The organism is Miniimonas sp. S16 (assembly GCF_057748195.1).
On the sequence record NZ_CM173242.1, the window covers coordinates 1,344,346 to 1,362,037 of the forward strand.

A 17,692-nucleotide genomic window follows, 5' to 3' on the forward strand; every position below is an offset into this window, starting at 1 on the left:
CGGCTCAGGCCATCGTGCTCACGATCGCGACGGCGGCCACGAGCATGATCGCCACCGGCAGCGCGACCAGCCCCACGAGGAATCCGACGCCCTTGCGCGACTGCTTCTGGTGACCGATGCTCCCGGTCGTGAACTGGTGCCACGGCCCGGCGTAGAAGACCGGCACGACCTGGCCCGGCTCGGCCGTGAAGACCAGCGACGCCTGGCCGTACTCGCGCATCCACTGCATCGTGACGTCGACGCGCACCGGCCCGGGCGGCACCGACACCCGGCGCAAGCCGTAGCCGTCCTGCAGCGGGAACCCGTTGACCCGCACCCGCGGCGGCACGAGCGAGGAGGTCATGCTCGACCCCTGGACCGTGAGGTCGACGAAGGCGGGTGCGACCTGGTCGGTGGGCCCGACGGCGTAGGGAGCGGGCGGCCCGTAGCTGGTCGGCTGCCCACCGAAGGGCGAGGGCTGCCCGTAGCCGGGTGCCGGCTGGCCGTACTGAGGCTGCTGCTGGGGCTGGCCGTACTGGGGCTGGCCGTGCTGCTGCGGCTGCTGGCCGGGGATCGGTGGGAGCTGACTCACGGTCCCCGAGCCTAGCCGCCACCAGGGATCCGGCCCGTGACTCCCGCAGCTCCCCGTGACTCCCAGCGCCTCCCAGCGTCTCCCTGGGACGACGGCGCCGAAGGCAGAACCGAGAGAGCCGACGAGAACGCCGAGGAGCGCGCGTCGGGCGAGCGGTGTCGCCCGACGCGCGCGCCTCGCCTCGTTCAGGAGGTGAGCGTCACCGTCGTCGTGCCCGGGCCGCGATCGAGATCGACCTCGGTCGTGGCACCGCCTGCCGTGATCGCGTACCGGCCGGCGAACCCGTCGACCTGCACCGCGCCGTCGGGCCCGGTGACCAGCGTTCGCGGCGCCCACCACCACTCTCCCCGGATGAGGGAGCGCAGCGCGTCGTAGGCGGGCTTCGCCGTGCCGTCGGCCCTGACCAGCCCGGCCGGAGCTCCGAGCCAGGTCCCGGCGTCGCCCATCCCCCAGTAGGTGATCGACTCCACCGCGGGGTGGGAGACCAGCGTGGTGTAGTGCGCCACGGCCTCCGCCGCCTGGCGCGCCTCACCCTCCGGGGTGCTCGGCCAGTCCTGGACGACGTAGTCGTTGAGGTCCTCGATCTCGGGCGGCATGAGGTCGCCCGAGACGAGGGTGGTCTCGGTCCAGTGCAGCGGGAGCCCGAACCGGGCGAACCGGTCGCAGATCTCCACGAGCTGCTCCACACCGCGGAAGCCCTGGTGCATGTGGGACTGCAGCCCGATCGCGTCGATCTCGATGCCGGCGTCGAGCACCTGGGCGACCAGGTCCTCGTACTCCGGGCCGAGGTCGAAGTCGTTGAGCACGAGACGCGGTCGGGTGCCGACGCTGCGCGCCTCGTCCACCGCGAGGCGCACCATCTCCACGCGACCCCTGTCCTGGCAGAGCCGGGTGATCGCGTTGGTCACGCCGTCGGGCTCGTTGGTGAACCGCGGCATGATCACGACCTCGTTGATCGCGTCCCAGGTGTCCACCAGGCCGGCGAAGTCCCCCACCTCACGGCGGATCCTGGCTCGCAGCTCGGCCTCGGCCTCGGCCAGCGGGAGCGGGTCGACCCACTCGGCCTTGACCGTGTGCCACACCAGGGGATGGCCCTTGAGACGCACACCGCGCTCCTGGAACCACCGGGCCGCGGCCAGCAGCTCGGCCGTGTGCGGCTCCCCCCGGCGCGGTTCGAAGCGACCCCAGTAGAACGGCAGGGTCGCGGTGTCGAACAGCCCGAGGAACAGGTCCTGGTACTCCTGGTCGGCCTGCGCCACCTCGAAGGCGGCGCACCCGAACTCGAAGGCGTGCCTGACCTGGGCCACCTCGACCTGCTGGCCCGGCACGGGGCGACCGTCCAGGTCGGCGACCACCACCCGGGTGGAGGTGAGCCGGTCCTCGAGGCTCATCGGAGGTCCTTCCAGACGTCAAAGGGGGTGAGCGGGACGAGCTCGGGCCGCTCGGGCCGCGTGGTCAGGGTGATCCGGCCACCCTCCCGCGCGGAGGTGAGCAGCCCGGTCATGATCTCCATGACGTGCAGCGCGACCTCCCCGCTCGCCCGCGGCGTCGCGGCCCTGGGCGTCCCGGCTGCGCCGACCATGTCCAGCAGCCCGACCCCGCGGGAGGAGCCGACGAAGCCGGCCGAGGGCTCGAGCACCTGCCACTGGTTCGACCCGCGGGCCACGTGCGTCACCTCGCCGTCGAACGCGTTCGGGTCGGGCACCGTGATGGCGCCGTCCTCCCCCTGCACCTCGATCGGACGGGCCGAGGTGGTGGCGCCGTCGAAGCTCACCGTCACCGTGGAGATCGCGCCGCCGACGTGCTGCAGGATCCCGGCCACGTGGGTGTCGACCTCGACCGGCACGCTCTGCCCCGCCCGCGGGCCGCTGCCGATCGTGCGGGTGTCCCGCAGCCGGGACGCGACCCCGCTGACGTGCTCGACCGGTCCGAGCAGGTGCACGAGGCTGGTCAGGTAGTACGGACCCATGTCGAGCAGCGGCCCGCCGCCGTCTCGGTAGTAGAAGTCCGGCTGGGGGTGCCACCCCTCGTGGCCACCGGAGATCCAGGTGGCGCTGGCGGAGGTCGGGCGACCCACGAGGCCCTGGTCGATCGCGGCGCGCGCGGTCTGCACGCCGGTGCCGAGCACCGTGTCGGGGGCGCAGCCCAGCAGCACGCCGGGAGCCGCTGCGGCCGTGGCTGCCACGAGGGCGGCGTCGGACCAGGTGGCGGCCAGCGGCTTCTCGCCGTAGTGGTGCTTGCCCGCGGCGATCGTGGCGAGCGCGATCTCGGCGTGCGCACCCGGCACGGTGAGGTCGAGAACGGTCTCGACGTCCTCGCTCGCGAGCAGCTCCGCCACGCTCGTCGCCCGGGCACCGGGCAGGCGCTCGGCGACGCTGCGGGCTCGCGCCTCGTCGAGGTCGGCGACGGCGGTGAGGCGCACCCCCGGGTGATCGGCGAGCGTGAGCAGGTAGGCGTCCAGGATGACGCCGAGTCCGACTACTCCGACTCCGTGCGGCTGGCCCACAGCAGTCCCCTCTCGATGACGGTGCGAACGTTGACGTCCTCGAGCACGTCCGGTCCGTGCCCGGGGGTCGCGACGAAGATCCGCCCGCTGCCCCAGAGCCTGGTCCAGATCGCGGGTGAGACGACGGGGCGGTGCCAGGGGTGCCACGGCCGGACCGGGTGGGTCGTGGTGGCGAGCACGTCGATGAGGTCGTCGTGCAGCACCCAGTACTGCTCGGTGTCGAGCTCGAAGTCCTCGATCCCGGCCGTGATGACGTGGGAGCGCCCGAGGTCGGTGATCTCGACGGTGTAGCGCAGGTAGTTGTCGGTCTGGTCACCCACGCGCTCCTCCGGAGCCTTGGCGGGGTGCGTGGCGAACTGGCCACCGACCAGCTGCAGGTAGTCGGAGCTGTTGCGGAAGGAGTCGGCGATCCCGCCGTGCCACCCGGCCAGCCCGGTCCCCGCGGCGACGGCCGCGCGCAGCCCGACGAGCGCGTCCCAGGAGATCTCGGTCATCGTGGTGCTCTGCAGAATCAGGTCGATCCCGGCCATCCGCTCCCGATCGGCGTACACCTCGGGCTCGGTCTCGACCTGCACCTCGAAGCCCTGCTCGCGCAGGAACGGGAGGAAGAGGTCGGTGGCCGCCTCGGGCTGGTGCCCGTCCCACCCCCCGCGGACCACAAGGGCCCTCCTGGTGCCCGGTACCGCTTGCGTCATCACATCGTCCTCTCAGTTGTTGTCAGTTCGTCGCGCTCCGGCACGAAGACCCGTGCCGCGTCGTGAGCCGCGACCCGCTCCCACTCCTGCCGGGTGAGCGGGATCAGGCCGCCGTGCTTGGTGTTGAGGGGCATCACGAACTCGCCCTCGGGGACGGGGGTCCAGCTCCCGGAGGCGGGATCGTGCGAGGTCAGCGCCCGGAACCCCTGCGGCTGGGAGTCGTACTGGTCGACCCAGAGGAACCAGCGGCCGCCGTCGTTCTCCCGGAACAGGAGCGGCCCCTCGACGTGGGGGCCGAGGTCGGCCCCGATCCTCGTGGCCACGGTGCGACCCGCTGCGTCGTCGAACCCGTGGCGCACCTGGTGGAACACCGCGGCGGAGTCCGTCGCGGCGTCGTCCTGCTTGGCCACGACGTGCACGAGGTCGCCGTCGGGAACGGCGACGAGGTCGATGACGCCGGTGGGCAGAGCGAGGTAGAGCTCCGGGTCGGAGAAGGTCTCGAAGTCCGACGTCGTGGCGCACCACACGGCGGCCGCCGCGTCACCGGTGTGGTCCGGGTCGTCGTCGGCGAACCGCTTGCCCGAGAAGAAGACCCGGTAGTGCCCGGCCTGCGCGTCCCACGAGACGGTCGGGGCCCAGGCCATCCCGAACGACGGCGGCGCGACCTCCACCAGACGCGGCGCCGACCAGGTGACCAGGTCGGTGGAGTCCCACAGCACGAGGCTGCGGCTGCCGTGGCGGGTGAAGGCGTCCCAGTCGGGCTCGCCCCGGCCCCAGACCCGCAGGTCGGTCGCCAGCACGTGGAAGCCGGCGCCGTCGCGACGCCGCACGAGGAAGGGGTCACGCACACCGGTCGTCGAGAGCCTCGACTCCAGCACGGCCTCGCCCCCGTTGAGCCGACGCCACCGGAGCGGGTCGTCCCCCTCGCTGAGGGAGAGGTACACCTTCTCCGCGTGCCCCTGGGCATCCTCGACGAAGTGGACGAGGAGGTAGCCGAAACGATCAGTCACACCGTGCTCCTGCGCATCTGGGTCGGCTCGCCAGCGAGCTCCGACACCGTGGGAGACATTCCGAGAGATCGATCTCTCGCGACAAGCCTGCCCCACCGAGGACCCCCTTGTCCAGCCGTTCCGCCCGCCCTCACCGGGCCGTCCCCGCACCCACCCCGCACCCCACGCGCGACCACCGCGCACCCACCGCGCAGGGTGCGACGATGTCACCGTGAAGAACAGGCCGACCCTGCTCGACGTCGCCCGGGAGGCCGGGGTCTCCCGGGCCACAGCCGCGCGCGTACTGGCGGGGCAGGGCAACGTCGGAGCCGACCTCGCCGACCGCGTGGGCATCGCGGCGCGGGCCCTCGGCTACCGCACCAACCCCGCGGCTCGGGCCCTGCGACGCGGGCAGGCCGACGCCGTCGCGATCGTCGCGCCGGCGAGCGACGCCGCCGGGACCGACAGCCCGTTCGTCGGCACCCCGATCCGCGCCGCCTCCCAGACCCTCTTCGCCGCGGACGTCCAGCCGGTGCTGCTGCTCGACGAGGGCCGCGACCCCTCGCGGCTGGTGCGCCACCTCTCGGCGGGGCACGTCGACGCCGTCATCGTGGTGCTCCAGATGGAGTCGATGCATCTCTACCGCGCCCTGGCCGACCTCCCGGTCCCCACGGTCTACATCGGTCGGCCGAGCGTGGAGATGCCGACCACGCACCACCTGGTCGACTGCGACCAGGAGCTGGGCGGTCGCCTGGCCGCGCGGGAGCTGCTGCGAGCCGGGCGCCGCGAGCTCTGCGTGATCGGCGGCCCGCGGGCCTACCTTCCCTCCGACGACCGCGTCCGGGGCTTCACCGCCGAGTGCGAGGCCGCCGGGGTGGCGGTGCGGGCCGTCGAGCACGGCGACTTCTCGCTGCCCTCCGGGCTCGAGGCGATGGTCCGCCTGCTCGAGGCCGGCCATCCCTGCGACGGCCTGTTCGCCGCGTCCGACCTCATGGCCGTCGGCGCCATGCGGGCCCTGACCGCCGCCGGGCTGCAGACCCCGAGCGACATCTCGGTGGTCGGCTTCGACGACACGGTGGTCGCGCGGTCGGCGACGCCGTCGCTCACCACCGTGCGGCAGCCGTTCGCCGAGATGGGCGCCGCGGCCGCGGCGCTGGCCCTGGAACCCGGACTCGCCCCTCGACCCACCGCGACGACGGCCCGCCGCCGAGTCCTGGCGACGGAGCTGGTCCGACGAGACAGCGTCACGGAACCCGAAAGTGTCGGAGCCCGACTGCAATGAATCGTTGCACTTCGTGAGACGAATGCGTGTCTGCTGGTCACACGCCCGCGGGACGCCCTAGGCTGGCGAGAGTTTCGGAGGAGGACACCGTGGCAAAGGGTCGATCGACGATCGCGGACATCGCACGAGAGGTCGGCGTGTCCGTACCCACGGTCTCGAAGGTGCTCAACGGCCGCCTCGACGTCGCGGAGGCGACACGCGCCCGGGTCGAGGCCGCGCTGGCGCGGCACGACTATCGCAAGCCCGTCTCCACCCGCTCGCCGTCCTCCCCCCGACTTCTCGACCTCGTCTTCCACGAGGCCGAGAACCTCTGGGCCCAGGAGATCATCAAGGGCGTCGAGCGAGTCTGCGGCCCGGCGCGCGTCGGGGTGGTGCTCTCCGAGCTCGGCGGCTCCCACCGCCCTCCGCAGCAGTGGATCGACGACGTGATGGCGCGCCGCCCGCTCGGGGTGCTCCTGGTGCTCTCGGAGCTCGACGACACCCAGCGCCACCAGCTGGAGTCGCGCTCCATCCCCTACGCCGTCGTCGACACCCAGGGCGAGCCGACCCCGGGAGTGCCTGCGGTCGGGTCGAACAACTGGAACGGCGGGCTCGTCGCCACGCGTCACCTCATCGGGCTGGGGCACCGTCGGATCGCCGTCATCACCGGCCCCGGCGACGTGCTGTGCTCCCGCGCCCGGGTCGACGGCTACCGCAGCGCCCACGACGGCGTCGGCCTGCTGCGCGACCCGCAGCTGGTGCGGTGGGGCTCGTTCGACGCCGAGAGCGGCTACGTCCACGCCCGAGCCCTGCTCGAGCTCCCGGAGCGCCCGACTGCCATCTTCGCCGGCTCCGACTACCAGGCGCTCGGCGTGATGCGCGCCGCTCGCGAGCTCGGGCTGCGCATCCCCGAGGACCTCTCGGTCGTGGGCTACGACAACCTCCCGATCACCGAGTGGCTGAACCCCCCGATCACCACGGTGAACCAGCCGCTGCGCGAGATGGCGGCCCTGGCCACCGAGATGCTGCTCACCCTCGCCTCCGGCGGCCGCCCCGCCTCGACGCAGATCGAGCTGCTGACCGAGCTCGTCCCCCGCGCCAGCACCGCCCCCCCGCCGCCCGGCTGAGGCTCGCCCGCGGCCCCACGTGGCCACGCGGCCCGGCGGCCCCACGTGGCGCTGCCCACCGCCGGCCCGCCGCCGCTCCCACCGCCCACCACGTCTCAGAAGGACACCCGTGCCGACCGCCGCCCCCCTGGTCCTCTCCCACGCCGCCCCGGAGCAGCACGGTGTGCCCTCAGCGGCGCTGGCCCGCCTGGTCGAGCAGCTCTCGGCCGCCGGGCTCGACCCGCACGCCCTCCTGGTCGCGCGGCGGGGCGAGGTGCTGCTCGAGTGCTCGTGGGCGCCCTACCGGCTCACCGAACCGGCCCTGGTGTACTCGGTCTCCAAGACCTTCACCTCGCTGGCGATCGGCCTGCTCGAGGCCGAGGGCCGGCTGCGGCCGGAGGATCCCTTCGACCGCCATCTCGCCGTGCCCAACCCCGCCGGCGTCACCGTGCGGGACCTGCTGACGATGGCCACCGGTCACAGCCGCGAGCAGACCCTCACCCTGCCGTTCTCGGTCGAGACGCTGCTCACCACGCCCGCCGAGCACCCCCGCGGCACCCACTTCGCCTACAGCTCCCCCGCCACCTACGCGCTCTCCGCCCTCGTCACGGCGATCACGGGCGACTCCCTCACCGAGTACCTGCGCCCCCGCCTGCTCGACCCGATCGGGGTGCCGGAGCGCTGGTGGCGTCGGCACGACGGCCTCGACCAGGGCTTCTCCGGACTCCACCTCACGGTCGAGGACATCGCCCGGGTCGCCACGCTGCTGGCGCAGGGCGGCGCCGTCGAGGACCGCCAGGTCGTACCCGCCGGCTACGTCGAGGCCCTCTCCCGCGCCTGGATCGACACGAGCGAGCCCGGGTCTCCCGCGGATGAGGCCCCCGCTGGCGACTGGTCGCTGGGGTACGGCTACCAGGTCTGGCGCAGCAGGCACGGCTTCCGGCTCGACGGCGCCTACGGTCAGTTCGGGCTCGTGCTGCCCGAACGTGACCTCGTGATCGCCTACCAGGGGTCCACGACCGACACCGGCCGCACGCTGGAGCTGTTCTGGGAGCTGGTCGACCAGGTCACCGACACCCCCCTCGCCGTCGACAAGGCCGAGACCGACCGGCTCGACCAGAGCGTCGCCTCGCTCGACTCGTGGGACGCCCGCGCTGTCATCACGCCGGACCCGGCTGCCGCCCCGCTCGACACGACCGGCTGGAGGATCCGCGACCTTCCCGACGGCTGGCTGCTGCGCCTGCCCTCCTCACGCCCGGGAGAGCACTGGGAGATCCCGGTCGGCCTGGAGCGATGGAGCAGCGGCATCCTGCCTGCGGGCGAGGAGGCGCTGCCCGTCGCCGCCAGGGGCGAGGACGACGGCGCCGACCTGCTCATCCACCTGGTCGTGACGTCCTCACCGCACCGGCTGCTCGTCACCCGCACCGCAGCCGGCCTCACGGCTCGCTGGCACACGGCGCCGTTGTGGCGGCCGGAGCTCGCGACGCTGCTCGTTCCCGCGGCCTTCGCACCGCAGCTGCCGCCCTCCTGAGCCTGGTCGGTCGGACCGAGCCGGGCATCACGGCGCCCGATCACGGCGCCCGATCACGGCGCCCGATCACGGCGCCCGGTCACGGCGCCCGATCACGCCGCTCGGTCACGGCGCCGCCGTCACGCCGTCGTCAGCCCCCCGGTCCGGAACCGGGCCGCCACGACCCCGCCCTCCCCCGCGTTCCCCACGACGGCGAGCACCCCGGCCGTGATGCCGACGAACCCGCCGGAGGCCTCGGCGCACAGGTGAGCGAGGTCGACGTCGACGACGGGGTGGCCGGAGCCCTCCGAGTCGGTCCAGCTCGCCACGGCCCGGGCTCCGGCGAGCTGCAGCGCCACCGAGCGCACCTCGACGTCGACGACGACGCGCGCGATCTCCTCGACCGCGCCGTCCCGGGCGCTCAGCACCCGGACCGCGCCACCGTCGGTCAGCACCGCGACCCAGGAGGCGGTGGAGTAGCGCAGCCCCAGACCCGCCTCGACGCCGGGCGGGACGTGCTCGAGGACCACCTCGACCGGCGTCGTCAGGTCTCGCACCCGCTGCGCGAGGAAGGCGGGAGTGACGCCGGAGAGCCCCTCACCCGCAGCGAGGGTGACCCGCCCGTCGTCCCCGGCGGACCCCACCCTCGCCGGCTGGCGCCGCACCGCGACCCACTCCTCGGGCGACGTCGTCGCCGGCGCACCGCTCGGCGTTGGGCCGCCCGGCTCGGGGACCAGGTGCCCGAACCCGGGGGCGAGCACCGGCCAGCCGTCCTCCCAGGTCACCGGCACGAGGAACGTCTCCCGGCCGAGCAGGTCGGCTCCGTCGACCGGTCGCGAGGCGAGCAGCAGGGCCCAGCTGGACCCGTCCGGCGCGTCCACGAGATCGGCGTGCCCGACGTTGACGACGCTCGAGCCGCTGCCGAGGTGACGGTGGGTGAGCACGGGGTTGCGGGGGTTCCCGACGAACGGCCCCGTGGGGTGCTCGGCACGGGCGACGCTGACGGCGTGGTCCCGACCCGTCCCACCCTCGGCGGCGAGCAGGTAGACGTGACCGTCGCGGCGGTACAGGTGCGGCCCCTCGGCCCAGATCGCCCCGATCAGCGCCCCGGTCCACACGACGTGCTCGGGTCCGGTCAGCCGGAGGGTCTGCGGATCGAGCTCGCGCACCCACACCTCGGTCTGCTGGTCCCACTGCGGCTGCGCGACGAGGCGGGTCCCGTGCGCCCACCAGCGCCCGTCGTCGTCGACGAGGACCGAGGGGTCGATGCCGTCGGTGTCCCACCAGACCGGGTCGGACCAGGGTCCAGCCGGATCGGTCGCGGTGCATACGAAGTTGCCGCTCGCCCCCTCGACGCCGCCGACCACGGTGCACACGAGGAGGAAGACGCCGCGCCGCACGTCGTGGCGCAGGGTCGGGGCGTACAGCCCGCCGGAGTCGCGGACCCCGAGCAGGTCGACCTGCTCGTCACGGTCCAGCACGTGCCCGAGCAGCTCCCAGCCGATCAGGTCGCGCGAGCGGAAGACCGGGAGCCCCGGCAGGTACTCGAAGGTGGAGGTGACGAGGTGGTACCAGGTGCCGTCGGGGCCGTCGACGCGGCAGACGGTCGGGTCGGGGTGGAACCCGCGCATGACGGGGTTGGTGGCACCGTCGGGCCACGGCGAGTCGGGCGCCCAGCGGGCGGGCGGGGTGGCGGTGGGCTGGACCAGCTCGGGCACGGGAGACCTCCGAAGGAGCGGCGGGCGGGGAAGGACGAGGACCTCGAGGCGCGGCTCAGGCCTCGGGCTGCTGCGTGAACTGCGCGGTCACCTGCTCCACGAGCGGGCGGGCGACCACCTCGAGAAGGCTCACGAAGGCCCACGCGAGCAGGGCGAGCAGCACCTCGGAGCCGATCACCATCACCGCCGCTGCGACCACCGTCAACGACACCAGCACCAGCGTCACGCGCCACTGCTGGAAGAGCATCGCGGCGGCGATCCGGGCCACGTCCCGGGTGCGGAACGCGAAGAACGAGCTGATCAGGAGCGCCTGCCCCGACCAGAGCAACAGCACCACGGCGATCGCGGCGGCGACCGGTCGGATGAGCGGACCGCCGGGAACGCTGTCGGCGAAGGCGATCGCGAGGGCGAGCATCGATCCCGCCACGAGGGTCGGCACCCACCAGCGCAGGGTGTCGCGGAGGTTGAGCCGGTAGCCCCGCCAGAACTCCCGCCAGACGCCAGCGTCGTCGTTGCGGCGCCACGCGCGCACGGCGAACAGCCCGGCCGAGAGCGCCGGGACGACCGGGATCTGCGCCATCACCACCCACCCGACGTTGCCGACCTCGGAGCCGAGCAGGAAGGTCGCGACGAGGGCGGGCAGCAGCGCCAGCACGAGGCACAGCGCCAGCAGGGCGTGCCGGGCGACGGACAGCGCCAGCAGGGAGAGGGGCCCCGTGCCGAGCTCGCGGGAGCTGCTGCTCATCGATGGGCTCCGTTCTGCGTGGAGGTCTCGGGGGCGTCGGTGCCTGCGGTCTCGTCCCAGAGATCTCCCACCATGCCACGGATGACGCACCCGCTGGCCCACGGCATCAGGCAGAACCAGGTGCTCGCAGGAGACCCGTCCGGGTAGCGCTCGGTGAGCAGCCCCTCCGAGTAGCAGAAGCGCTCGGACATCCACCCGACGTCACCGTGGCCGTACTCGTGCGGCGTGAGGTTGTAGGTCTGGCAGCCCCACCCCACGACGTCCCTCAGCCGGGAGGCCAGATAGGGGTCCTCGCGGTGGCGGAGGTAGTAGTGCAGCTCGTCCACCATGAGCGAGCCCATCGGGTGGATGTGCGGGTTCGCCGTCGAGGTGACCGAGCCGCCGACGCTGGACCAGCCGATCTCCGAGAGCGGTGGCACCTGCACGGGAACGTTCCACCCGAAGCGGAAGGTCAGCTCGTACGCGACGGCGTCGCGCAGGTGGTCGAGCAGGTCCTGCTCGCCGGTGACCTCGTGCAGCCACCGCACCGCCTTGATGTAGCCGAGGATCCCCTCGGAGTCCACCGCCTTCGCGACGTCGAGCGGACCTCCGTAGCACTCCCGGGGCTGGACGTAGGTCCGGTGGTAGTGGGCCTCGCTCGCGAGCAGGTCGGGAAGATGGGCTCGGTCACCCGTGAGCTGGACGTACCGGGCGGCCGCCGCGAGTGCCCAGACCGGGCCGGTCGAGTCGTACTCGATCCCGGTCCCCGCGTCGGGTGAGAGCAGGTAGGGGTACTCCCCCCGCTGGTCCCGGGAGAGCTGGAGCCGGTCGATCACCCCGGCTGCGAACGCGAGCCACTCCTGCCGCGGACCGTCACCGAGACGGGCCTCGTGGTCGTAGGCGTCCAGCAGGTGCACGACGGCCTGGCCCACCAGGTAGCCGCTGTGGCCGGCAGCCGGGAGCAGGTCGAACCACCATCCTCCGACGGCCCACTCCCCCGCCACCTTGCTGTCGAAGGGCAGACCCGAGCGAGGGTTGAGGGACTCCTTCACGACGCCGTCGAGGAAGTGCAGCGCCTGGCGCCGCATCTCCCCGTCGTCCAGCCTGAGCGCGGCCAGCAGCATGGGGGTGGCGACGGCCAGTCCGTTCGTCCACGTCAGCGAGGGCAGCTCCCGGTAGGTGCGGGAGCCGTCGGCGGCCTGGAACACGAAGCCGGCGTACGCGCCGAGGTCCTCGAGCCAGGCGGCGTCGCGGACGGCGGTCGCGAGCTCGCGGGCGGCGCGTCGCGGGTCGCCGACCGGGCGCGGCGGGGTGTGGAACGCGCGGTAGACGTGCTCGACGACCGCGTCCAGCGCGTCGGGACCGGCGGCGGGGACGTCCCACACGGTGAGGTCGATCGTCAGGTGCTCCCCCGGCCGGATGCGGGTCGCCCCCGTCTCCAGCGGTGCTCGCTCGCTGACGTCCGTGGACTGCACGAAGCTCCACGGCGCCGACTCCGAGCCGAGGGTGACACCCACGCTCCCGTTCTCGAGCGAGCAGGTGAAGCCGGTGAACTCGGCGAACGCACCTGACGCCCCGGGCGACCACCCGATCCGCCCAGCGGGACTCCCCACGAGGTAGGGGCTCGCGCTGACGGCCACCAGCCGGCCGCGACCCACGGCCGCGGCGACCGGATGGGTGAGGCGGTCCGCGCGCACCATCCACCACGGCGAGGCGGGCATCGAGGCAGTGCCGGGCCGCAGCCGCGGGAAGCGTCGGGTGACCTCCATCGGGGCCTCACCGCGGTTGCGTCCGACGAGGAAGCCGGGCAGCAGGAAGCCGGGGTCGGGGCGGGTGGCCGGGGGGTGGTGCTCATCGGGTGCTGCCAGGTCGCCGAGGACCTCGGCGTGGACGACGCCGAGGAAGTCCGCCTCGGACGTGTTCGTCACCGACAGCGTGACGGTGCGGGGCCAGGGCCCCGTGGTGGCGACGGCGACCTCCACCGCCAGCCCCAGCGCGACGGGATCCCCGTACTCGGTCGACTCGTGTGCCGCGCTGCGGGCCGTCACCCGCAGGGACGTGGTGGGGCCGACGGCGGTGGTCGCCTGCGTCGTCGTCATCGGTCTCCCCCTCTCAGGCCGAGGAGCAGCTCGGTGCGCGTCTCGGTGCTCATCGCACGACCTCGAGCGCGGCGTGCTCGCTCGTCTCGGCCAGCAGCACGCGGTCGGCCCCGACCTCGCGCAGCTCGCCGGTCAAGGTGATCGGGAGCGTCGCGTGGACGTCAGCGCTCGACCTCGCCACGAGCAGCTCGACGTCGCCCGGCTCGACCACCCGGGTACGCAGACCGCTGAAGGAGGTGAGGTCGGCGTGCAGGCGGAACCGGACCTGCCTCGTCGACCCAGGCGGGAGCACGACGCGGTGGAACGCGATCAGTTGGCGCACCGGGCGGGTGACCTGGGTGCCGGTCCGGTGCAGGTACAGCTGCACCACCTCGGCCGCCTCGGCCTCGCTCTCGTTGGCCAGGTCCAGGCTCACCACCACCTCGCCGTCGGTCCCCCACTCGTCCTGCCCGACGACGGCGGAGCCCCAGCTCGCGCGGTGGTAGGCCAGGCCGTGGCCGAACGGGTAGAGCGGGGTGGGGTCGAGGTTCGTGACGCCGTTGCGGGCCCCCAGGGGCGGGGTCAGGTAGGTCCCCGGCTGCGAGCCGGGATCGCGGGGCACCCCCACCGGGAGTCGACCCGAGGGGTTGACCTGTCCCGTGAGCACCTCGGCCAGCGCCTGACCGCCCGCCTGACCGGGGAAGAAGGCCTGCACGAGGGCGGCCGCGCCTTCCGCGTGCTCCCCCAGGGCGTAGGGACGACCGGAGACGACCAGGACGACGACGGGCGTCCCGGTGGCCATCACCTGCCGCACCAGCTCGTCCTGCTCCCCCGGCAGGCTCAGGTCCGGCGCGTCACATCCCTCCCCCGACGTCCCGCGGCCGAACAGGCCGGCCCGGTCACCGACGACGACGACGGCGACGTCGGCGCTCCGAGCGACCTCGACGGCCTCGGCGATCCCCGCGGTCCCCGGCTCCCTGACGTCGCAGCCGACGGCGTGGGTGACGGGTCCGTCGTGGTGCAGCCGCAGCTGCGCCAGCACGCTCGGCACCTCGATGCCCAGCTCGTGATCGGGGTGGTGGGCCAGCACGTGCGCCGGGAAGGAGTAGCAGCCGAGCATCGCGTACGGGTCGTCGGCCAGGGGACCCACCACGGCGACCCGCGCGCCCGGGGCCAGCGGGAGCACGCCGTCGTTCGCGAGCAGCACCACCGACTCCCTCGCGAGCGCCAGCGCCGTCCCGCGCTGCTGCGGCGTGTCCAGATCGGCGGGGCCGCTCGGCTCCGGGTCGTAGTCGGCGTCGAGCAGGCCCAGCTCGATCTTCTGCGTGAGGACCCGGAGCACCGCTCGGTCGACCAGGTGCTCGGGGACCCGACCCGACGTCACGGCCTCCAGCAGCGGAGCCCCGAAGGTCGCGACCGACGGCAGCTCCACGTCGATCCCGGCGGTGAGGGCGAGCCGTGCGGCGTCGGCGTCGGTGTCGGCGATCTCGTGCATGGAACGCAGGAATGCGATCGCGAAGTAGTCGGCCACCACGACCCCGGCGAAGTCCCACGTCTCGCGCAGGAGTCCGGTGAGGCGGGCCTCGTCGGCAGCGCCGGGGACGCCGTCGACCTCGGCGTAGGAGTTCATGACGGACCTGGCGCCACCGAGGCGAAGCGCCATCTCGAACGGCGGGAGGTACACGTCCGCGACCTCACGCCACCCCGCCGAGACGGGGGCGTGGTTGCGGCCGGCGCGCGAGCCCGAGTAGCCGGCGAAGTGCTTGAGGGTGGCGACGACTCCCTCGCCCTCGAGACCGCGCACGTAGGCCGAGGTGAGACTCCCGATGAGCAGCGGGTCCTCGCCCGCCGTCTCCTCGCACCGACCCCACCGGTAGTCGCGGACCACGTCCAGCACCGGCGCGAGCCCCTGGTGCACGCCGACCGACCGCAGCGACCGCGCGATCTCCTCCGCCATCACCTGGACCAGCTCCGGGTTCCACGAGGCCCCCCAGGCGAGCGGGACCGGGTAGGCGGTCGCCTTCCAGGCGGCGAAGCCGGCCAGGCACTCCTCGTGCACCTGCGCCGGGATCCCGAACCGGTTGGCGGCCATGATCGAGCGCTGGGAGCGAGCCAGCGACCTGGCCCCGACGACGGGGTCGACGGGCCCGGTACCGAACGGACGGGTCAGCTGCCCGAGCCCGTCGACGATCGCCTCGGCGAAGGAGGGGGCGTCCTTGGTCATGGTGGCCATGTTCGGCGCGACCTCACCGCCCGAGGCGTCGGCGCCGACCCAGAGGCCGACGAGCTGGCTCAGCTTCTCCTGGAGCGTCATCTCCGCGAGCAGGGCACCGGCGCGGGCCGACGCCGGGAGCGAGGCATCGCGCCACGGCTCGCTGGATCCGGCGGGGGTGATGAGGTGGGAGGTCATGGCTCCAGGCATTTCTCGGGACGGGTCGAGCCCGCCCACGGTAGGTGGGCAGCGCGGATGAGAAGGGGACTGCAGGGTCTCGGGTCGGCTGCGGGGCGCCTCAGCCGACCCGTGGTCACCCCGGAGGAGGCGACCACGGGTGGCGACTAGCCCTTGACGGAGCCGAGCATCACGCCCGAGACGAAGTACCGCTGGACGAACGGGTAGACGCACAGGATGGGGATGATCGTGAGGATCATCGCCACGGCCTTGATGTTCTCGCTGATCTGCTGGACCGACAGGTTCGAGATCGCGGCCCCCTCGGACGCGGCCGTGGAGGCCCCGGCGATGAGGTTGCGCAGGAAGAGCGTGACGGGGAACAGCTCCTGGCGATCGAGGTAGAGGAAGGCCGAGAACCAGTCGTTCCAGAACGCCACCGAGTAGAACAGGATCATCGTGGCCAGCACGGCCTTCGACAGCGGCAGCGCGACCCGGGTGAAGATCCCCCACCAGCCGAGCCCGTCGATCTGGGCCGCCTCCTCGAGCTCACGCGGCTGGTTCTCGAAGAAGGACTTCATGATCAGCAGGTTGAACACGGAGATGGCCCCGGGTATGACGATCGCCCAGATGGTGTTCTTCATGCCGAGCGCCGAGATCAGCACGTAGTTCGGGATGAGGCCACCGTTGAAGAACATGGTGAACACCACGATCCCGATGAGGAAGTTGCGCGAGCGCAGGTGCTGCCTGGCGATCACGTACGCCATCAGGGTGGTGAGCACCATGGCGATGAGGGTCGCCACGACGGTGTAGACCACGGTGTTGCGGTAGTTGGTCCAGAACATGCCGTTCTGCATCACCGCGGCGTAGGTCTCGGTGTTGAAGCCCACGGGCCAGAAGTTCACGCGGCCCGCCTTGATCGCCCCCGGACTCGAGAACGACTGGGCGATGAGGGTCACGAACGGGTAGACCATGAGGAGGCAGACCAGGATCAGCACGATCCCGTTCAGCCAGGTGAAGACGCGGTAGCCGGGGGTGTCACGCGGCCCCACGGCGGCACCGCCGCGAGAGGAGACCTTGACGGTGTTGGAGATGCTCTGGGTCACCACAGGCTCGCTCCGACCACTCGACGGGACACAAGGTTGGCGGTCAGCACCATGGCCAGACCGATGAGGGCCTGGAAGAGGCCGATGGCCGCCGCGTAGCTGAAGTTGTTCGCCACCAGACCGACCCGGTAGAGGTAGGTCGAGATGACGTCAGCCGTGGAGTAGGTGAGCGGGTTGTACAGCAGCAGCACCTTCTCGAAACCGACGTTGAGGAAGGTTCCGACGTTGAGGATCAGCAGCGTGACCATCGTGGGCCTGATGCCGGGGAGCGTGACGTGCCAGGTCTGGCGCAGCCGGTTGGCGCCGTCGATCCTGGCGGCCTCGTACAGCGAGGAGTCGACCGTGGTGAGTGCGGCGAGGTAGAGGATCGTGCCCCACCCGACGGTCTGCCAGACCTCGGACGTGACGTACACGGTCCGGAACCACTCGGCGCGTTCCAGGAACGGGATCGCGTCGCCGCCCAGCGCCGTCACGATCTGGTTCACGGTGCCCTGGACCGAGAGGAGCTGCATCACCATGCCGGCGACGATCACGATCGAGAGAAAGTGCGGCAGGTACGAGATCGACTGGATCGTGCGCTTGAACGCCTTCTTGCGGACCTCGTTCAGCAGCAGCGCCAGCACGATCGGCAGCGGGAAGCAGACCAGCAGCGTCAGTCCGCCGAGGATCGCGGTGTTCGCGAACACCTTCCAGAACTGCGGGTCGTTGAGGAACATGTCGACGTAGTAGGTGCCGACCCAGTACTCGCCGAAGATGTTGCCGCCCGGTCGGAAGCGGCGGAACGCGATGACGTTCCCGATCATCGGCAGGTACCGGAAGATCAGCAGGAAGATCACCGGGAGGAGTGCCATCGCGTAGAGCACCCAGTTGCGTCGCAGGTCGATCTTCCACGGCACCTTCGGTGCCCGATCGGTGCGACGGAGCAGTCTGCGCCGTGGCGCCGACCGCTGCTCGACCTCCGCGAGCTCATCAGCCCGCACGGCAGTGGTGTTGGTCATCGAGACTCCTTGGTGACGGGTGGCGGGCCGACCTCGCGGTCGAC

Annotated in this window: 14 protein-coding genes; 3 read left to right on the plus strand and 11 right to left on the minus strand. The window is 72.4% G+C overall.

Features of this window, described 5'->3' with window-relative positions:
* Nucleotides 1–4 precede the first annotated feature (4 nt).
* From AC3AQ1_RS05900 to AC3AQ1_RS05920, 5 genes are all read right to left on the minus strand, one after another.
* Nucleotides 5–571, minus strand: a complete 567-nt coding sequence (locus AC3AQ1_RS05900; protein WP_108718220.1) for a hypothetical protein — start codon at nt 569–571, stop codon at nt 5–7.
* A 185-nt stretch (nt 572–756) separates the two neighbouring features.
* Complete coding sequence (locus AC3AQ1_RS05905; protein ID WP_108718221.1) at nt 757–1,962, minus strand: endo-1,4-beta-xylanase; 1,206 nt, start codon at nt 1,960–1,962, stop codon at nt 757–759.
* On the minus strand, nt 1,959–3,077 hold the full coding sequence (locus AC3AQ1_RS05910) for a Gfo/Idh/MocA family protein (RefSeq protein ID WP_108718222.1): 1,119 nt from the start codon (nt 3,075–3,077) through the stop codon (nt 1,959–1,961). The genes AC3AQ1_RS05905 and AC3AQ1_RS05910 overlap by 4 nt, the downstream gene beginning before the upstream one ends.
* Entirely contained in the window at nt 3,050–3,772 is a 723-nt protein-coding gene (locus AC3AQ1_RS05915; RefSeq protein ID WP_108718223.1) for a ThuA domain-containing protein, read from the minus strand. The genes AC3AQ1_RS05910 and AC3AQ1_RS05915 overlap by 28 nt, the downstream gene beginning before the upstream one ends.
* Nucleotides 3,772–4,782, minus strand: a complete 1,011-nt coding sequence (locus AC3AQ1_RS05920) for a glycoside hydrolase family 43 protein (protein WP_108718224.1) — start codon at nt 4,780–4,782, stop codon at nt 3,772–3,774. The genes AC3AQ1_RS05915 and AC3AQ1_RS05920 overlap by 1 nt, the downstream gene beginning before the upstream one ends.
* 211 nt (nt 4,783–4,993) lie before the next feature.
* On the opposite strand from AC3AQ1_RS05920, the gene AC3AQ1_RS05925 reads away from it, so the two are divergent.
* The 3 genes from AC3AQ1_RS05925 to AC3AQ1_RS05935 all read left to right on the plus strand — a co-directional run bounded on the left by AC3AQ1_RS05925 (nt 4,994) and on the right by AC3AQ1_RS05935 (nt 8,659).
* Nucleotides 4,994–6,043 carry a LacI family DNA-binding transcriptional regulator gene (locus tag AC3AQ1_RS05925; protein ID WP_108718225.1) on the plus strand — a complete coding sequence of 350 codons (1,050 nt, stop codon included), beginning with the start codon at nt 4,994–4,996 and terminating at the stop codon, nt 6,041–6,043.
* Between the two features lie 89 nt (nt 6,044–6,132).
* A complete protein-coding gene (locus tag AC3AQ1_RS05930; protein WP_199916537.1) occupies nt 6,133–7,149 on the plus strand; it encodes a LacI family DNA-binding transcriptional regulator in 1,017 nt (338 codons plus the stop codon).
* A gap of 109 nt (nt 7,150–7,258) precedes the next feature.
* Complete coding sequence (locus AC3AQ1_RS05935) at nt 7,259–8,659, plus strand: serine hydrolase domain-containing protein (protein WP_159096407.1); 1,401 nt, start codon at nt 7,259–7,261, stop codon at nt 8,657–8,659.
* Nucleotides 8,660–8,778: 119 nt separating this feature from the next.
* Here AC3AQ1_RS05935 and AC3AQ1_RS05940 read toward each other — a convergent pair whose 3' ends face one another.
* The 6 genes from AC3AQ1_RS05940 to AC3AQ1_RS05965 all read right to left on the minus strand — a co-directional run bounded on the left by AC3AQ1_RS05940 (nt 8,779) and on the right by AC3AQ1_RS05965 (nt 17,648).
* Complete coding sequence (locus AC3AQ1_RS05940) at nt 8,779–10,356, minus strand: glycoside hydrolase family 43 protein (RefSeq protein WP_108718227.1); 1,578 nt, start codon at nt 10,354–10,356, stop codon at nt 8,779–8,781.
* 55 nt (nt 10,357–10,411) lie between these two features.
* Nucleotides 10,412–11,101, minus strand: a complete 690-nt coding sequence (locus AC3AQ1_RS05945) for a DUF624 domain-containing protein (RefSeq protein WP_108718228.1) — start codon at nt 11,099–11,101, stop codon at nt 10,412–10,414.
* Nucleotides 11,098–13,179, minus strand: a complete 2,082-nt coding sequence (locus AC3AQ1_RS05950; protein WP_108718229.1) for a hypothetical protein — start codon at nt 13,177–13,179, stop codon at nt 11,098–11,100. The genes AC3AQ1_RS05945 and AC3AQ1_RS05950 overlap by 4 nt, the downstream gene beginning before the upstream one ends.
* 49 nt (nt 13,180–13,228) lie before the next feature.
* Nucleotides 13,229–15,568, minus strand: coding sequence for a beta-xylosidase/alpha-l-arabinosidase (locus AC3AQ1_RS05955; protein ID WP_108718230.1), 2,340 nt, complete (start codon nt 15,566–15,568; stop codon nt 13,229–13,231).
* Nucleotides 15,569–15,714: 146 nt separating this feature from the next.
* Nucleotides 15,715–16,653 carry a carbohydrate ABC transporter permease gene (locus AC3AQ1_RS05960; protein ID WP_370445332.1) on the minus strand — a complete coding sequence of 313 codons (939 nt, stop codon included), beginning with the start codon at nt 16,651–16,653 and terminating at the stop codon, nt 15,715–15,717.
* Nucleotides 16,647–17,648, minus strand: a complete 1,002-nt coding sequence (locus AC3AQ1_RS05965; RefSeq protein ID WP_108718231.1) for an ABC transporter permease — start codon at nt 17,646–17,648, stop codon at nt 16,647–16,649. Before AC3AQ1_RS05965 ends, AC3AQ1_RS05960 begins: the two co-directional genes overlap by 7 nt.
* Nucleotides 17,649–17,692 lie beyond the last annotated feature (44 nt).

Coding starts and splice junctions, on each gene's coding strand:
- AC3AQ1_RS05905 (WP_108718221.1), bottom strand. CDS start 1,962: ATGAGCCTCGAGGACCGGCTCACCTCCACCCGGGTGGTGGTCGCCGAC.
- AC3AQ1_RS05915 (WP_108718223.1), bottom strand. CDS start 3,772: ATGACGCAAGCGGTACCGGGCACCAGGAGGGCCCTTGTGGTCCGCGGG.
- AC3AQ1_RS05945 (WP_108718228.1), bottom strand. CDS start 11,101: ATGAGCAGCAGCTCCCGCGAGCTCGGCACGGGGCCCCTCTCCCTGCTG.
- AC3AQ1_RS05950 (WP_108718229.1), bottom strand. CDS start 13,179: ATGACGACGACGCAGGCGACCACCGCCGTCGGCCCCACCACGTCCCTG.
- AC3AQ1_RS05955 (WP_108718230.1), bottom strand. CDS start 15,568: ATGACCTCCCACCTCATCACCCCCGCCGGATCCAGCGAGCCGTGGCGC.
- AC3AQ1_RS05965 (WP_108718231.1), bottom strand. CDS start 17,648: ATGACCAACACCACTGCCGTGCGGGCTGATGAGCTCGCGGAGGTCGAG.